Origin of the sequence: Endozoicomonas sp. ONNA2 (assembly GCF_024606365.1) — a bacterium.
Classification (GTDB): domain Bacteria; phylum Pseudomonadota; class Gammaproteobacteria; order Pseudomonadales; family Endozoicomonadaceae; genus Endozoicomonas.
Genome location: NZ_JAHHPO010000586.1, coordinates 1 through 2,616 on the forward strand (window position 1 = coordinate 1; position 2,616 = coordinate 2,616).

3 protein-coding genes and 1 pseudogene are annotated in these 2,616 nt (G+C 49.4%); 2 read left to right on the plus strand and 2 right to left on the minus strand.

Features of this window, described 5'->3' with window-relative positions; all coding sequences use genetic code 11:
- On the plus strand, positions 1-1,284 hold a 1,284-nt coding region (locus KDK14_RS10275; protein WP_306671510.1), incomplete at its 5' end, for a mannose-1-phosphate guanylyltransferase/mannose-6-phosphate isomerase.
- Positions 1,285-1,407: 123 nt separating this feature from the next.
- Here the strand turns inward: KDK14_RS10275 and brnA are convergent.
- Both brnA and KDK14_RS10285 read right to left on the minus strand, forming a co-directional pair.
- Positions 1,408-1,641 carry a type II toxin-antitoxin system BrnA family antitoxin gene (gene brnA / locus KDK14_RS10280; protein WP_257265010.1) on the minus strand — a complete coding sequence of 78 codons (234 nt, stop codon included), beginning with the start codon at positions 1,639-1,641 and terminating at the stop codon, positions 1,408-1,410.
- Positions 1,622-1,888, minus strand: coding sequence for a BrnT family toxin (locus KDK14_RS10285; RefSeq protein ID WP_257265011.1), 267 nt, complete (start codon positions 1,886-1,888; stop codon positions 1,622-1,624). Before KDK14_RS10285 ends, brnA begins: the two co-directional genes overlap by 20 nt.
- A gap of 271 nt (positions 1,889-2,159) precedes the next feature.
- Between KDK14_RS10285 and KDK14_RS10290 the strand changes: the two are divergent.
- A pseudogene (locus KDK14_RS10290) lies at positions 2,160-2,616 on the plus strand (phosphomannomutase CpsG); the annotation flags it as partial.

Genomic DNA, 2,616 nt, shown 5'->3' on the forward strand with positions numbered 1-2,616 from the left:
GATTCGGTTTCTGCCCCGCTGGTGATTGCCAATGAAGAGCACCGTTTCCTGGTGGCGGAGCAGCTGCGGCAGATGAGGCGACAGGCTTCAGCCATAATTCTGGAGCCGGTTGGCAGAAACACTGCACCTGCAGTGGCACTGGCAGCATTGAAAGCCAAAGCCAGCTCTGGAGAAAAGGAGCCTCTGTTATTGGTGCTTGCTGCTGACCATGTGATTAAAGATGTTAAGGCTTTTCATCAGGCAGTTGAGGCCGTACTCCCAGCAGCCCGTGATGGCAAGTTGGTCACTTTCGGGATTGTGCCTAGTCATCCGGAAACGGGCTATGGATATATCAAGGCCAGTAAAGAGTTAATAGGCAATAGTGAACAGGTTGCTTTGGTAGAAAATTTTGTGGAGAAGCCAGACTTGGAAACTGCCCAGGGTTATCTTGCTTCAGGTGATTATTACTGGAACTCGGGTATGTTCCTGTTTAAGGCCTCTCGCTATCTGGAAGAGCTGAACAAATTCCGGCCCGATATTCTCGAAGCCTGTGAAAAGGCCATGGCGGTTGAAAGCACTGATCTTGATTTTGTCCGGCTGGATGAAGCGGCATTTCATGCCTGCCCGGATGAGTCCATCGATTATGCCGTGATGGAAAAAACGACGGATTCCGTTGTGGTTCCTCTGGATGCGGGTTGGTCTGATGTAGGCTCCTGGACATCCCTGGCGGATATCTGTGAAAAGGATGAGTCCGGTAACTCTTTCCAGGGTGACGTTCTGTTTCAGGACACCCATAACACCTACGTGCGCAGTGAGAAAAAATTGATTGCCACCGTGGGTGTTGATGATCTGATCATTACCGAAAGTGATGATGCCATTCTGGTGGCCCATAAGGACCGGGTGCAGGATGTTAAAAAGATCGTTGACCGGCTGAAAGCAGAAAACCGTACCGAGGTAAAACTGCACCGCAAAGTCTATCGCCCCTGGGGTGCCTATGACTCCATCGATATGGGCGACCGCTTCCAGGTTAAGCGCATTACTGTTAAGCCTGGTGCACAGCTCTCTTTACAGATGCACCATCACAGGGCCGAACACTGGATTGTGGTCAAAGGTACCGCACTGGTCACCAATGGCGAGCAGGAAATTCTGCTGACCGAAAACCAGTCCACCTATATACCCATTGGCGTGGTTCATCGACTGGAAAACCCCGGCAAGTTTGACCTTGAACTGATTGAGGTACAGAGCGGCGGGTATCTGGGGGAGGATGATATTGTGCGGTTTGAAGATACGTACGGGCGGACTTGAGTTGTGAGGTGTGGGTTGTGAGGTTTGTGATTTGAGGGAATGGTTAAGGGTGAATAGGGAATTGGCCTATTCACAATTAACTATTCCCTATTTACTCATAACCCATAACTCCAAACTCATAACCTAACCCCGCCTTCCCTGATCGAGCCTTTCGGCCAGCCAGGTTTTAACCACAGCTTGCCGGGCAATACCAAGCCTGGCGGCCTCGCGGTCAAGGGCGGTGATCATCCACTCAGGAAAGTCGATATTGATTCGACGGGTTTCCAGGCCGGGACGTTGAGCGCTGGACCAGTCAATATGTTCATCAATGCTGTCGTGGCCTTCATCAAAGGCCTGGTCAAATTCTTTGGCTTTCATAGGCGGCTATCTCTTTGGGTCTTGAGCGACGCACCGAAATAATTCGGGTTTTATCGTTACGTGGCGTAAATACGGCAGTCCAGTGTTTTCCGGCGTATTTGGCAATGAGCAGGAAACGAGGCTCATCAGAAATCAAGGCCTTGATAACCACTCGGTTTTCATCCAGCCAGAGATTCTGAGCCTGATCGAAATCAATGCCATGTTTTTCCAGATTGTTGAGACTTTTTGTCGGATCATACTCAAACATGATTGTTCAGGTATCCAATATATATCTACAGGCCACCTTAAATATAGGTCAATATATACCGTTTTTCACTCCAGGTGTCTTGGATGAGCATTCTTAATTGTTTTAAGGCCTACGATATCCGTGGCCGTATGCCCGATGAATTGATGCCATTGAACAGTGGTTTAAGGTTAATAGGGTGCCGGTGGAGTTTGTGAAGATTCACCATGAGCCGGATGGAAATTTCCCCCATGGTATTCCTAATCCGCTGTTACACGACTGTCGGTAGGCAACTGTGGATGCAGTGCTGGAGCATAAAGCGGATATGGGTATTGCCTGGGACGGAGATTTTGACCGGTGTTTTCTGTTTGATGAGAAAGGTCAGTTTATTGAGGGGTATTATATTGTCGGGCTGCTGGGTGAGGTGTTTCTGGCGCACTATCCTGGCGCAAAGATTATTCATGATCCCCGGTTGACCTGGAATACTATTGATCAGGTATCGGCGGCTGGCGGTGTGCCGGTGCTGTGCAAAACCTGTCATGCCTTTATCAAGGAAAGGATGCGGGACGAAGATGCTGTGTATGGGGGTGAGATGAGTGCCCATCATTATTTCCGTGACTTTGCCTTTTGCGATTCTGGGATGATTCCCTGGCTGTTGGTGGCGGAGTTAATGTCTCACAAGAACAAGGCACTCTCGGAACTGGTGGCAGAGAGAATAGCTTTGTTTCCCTCTTCTGGTGAAATTAACAGCA